This is a genomic window from Mesorhizobium sp. M2A.F.Ca.ET.037.01.1.1, from assembly GCF_003998075.1.
Taxonomy (GTDB): domain Bacteria; phylum Pseudomonadota; class Alphaproteobacteria; order Rhizobiales; family Rhizobiaceae; genus Mesorhizobium.
Genome location: NZ_RZSA01001488.1, coordinates 1 through 1025, shown reverse-complemented (window position 1 = coordinate 1025; position 1025 = coordinate 1). Strand labels below are relative to the sequence as shown.

Below are 1025 nucleotides of genomic sequence, written 5' to 3'. Positions count from 1 at the left end.
GGGCGAGGCCGAACAGGTCCTTGACCTCGCCCTTGGCTAAAGCGACGCCCAAGGCGCGCAGCCTGTCCTCAGGGAGGAAATTGGAGCGTATCGGCGCTTCCGTCACCAACGGGAAGCCGGCGCTTGTCTGTTCGATCTTGTTGGGATTGGTCTGAATGTTCATTGAAAATTCCGTAAGCGGGGGCGCAATGCGGCGTCACCGCCACGGCAATGGCCCTAAAACCGGTTCAATTGCAATTGGTTGCATGACTGATCGGCCGAAAGTTTGTTCTGCGCACCACAACAGGGGCGTGCCCTTTCGACAGCTCGTGGGCTAACGCCCCTCGCTCTTCGCCCCCGGTTGGATCAGGGCAAGGAATCAGGCTTTTTCGTGATACATGCAAGGGGCCGGGCGATAATTCGCCCGCGCCGCGATCATGTTTGGCAACAGCCGTTAATGGTTGGCGGCAAGGCGATCGAGCGCGATCACGAAAAGCAGCCCCTGCCCCTGAGGCTGGAGCCGCAATTCCGGGCTGTGGCGATCGAGGATCAGCGTATCGAGCGGTCCGAGGCTCGGCGCATCGTCTGTGAGAAGCCTGAAGCCTGCGTTGGCTGCCAGAACCAGCGTCTTGTCGGCGCGCGGCGAGATGCGAATCTCGCCGGAGAGCGGCATGCGCTCGACGCCATGGGCCATGCGGCCACGGCGGGTCATGACGTTGAGATCGGTGATCGGGCCACTGATCAGCGCGGCGCTGGTCGGCACATCGCCCGCAAAGGCGAGCGGCGCCGAGTCAGCGGTAAGCCGCGCCGGCGCCCGGCCGGCAATGTCGAGGACAATCCCCTCGCCTTCCAGCACCGACAGCGTGCGGTCGATGCCGGCGAAGCTGGAGAACGGCCCGCTGGTTTCGACGCGGGCCATGGAGACGCGCCAGTCGAAATCGTCGAGCCCGGCGCCGTCGGGCGAAACCGCGATCTCGGTGGTCGTGCCGCCGCCATTCTTCCACGGCATGACGCGGTAATCGGCGGCACGACCACCGAGATCGCGG

The 1025-nt window shown here is 64.4% G+C and carries 1 protein-coding gene; it reads right to left on the bottom strand.

The genetic code is table 11. The features are described 5' to 3' along the window. Positions 1 to 433: 433 nt before the first annotated feature. The coding region (locus EOA27_RS37795) for a HutD family protein (protein ID WP_245491364.1) at positions 434 to 1025 on the bottom strand (592 nt) is incomplete at its 5' end.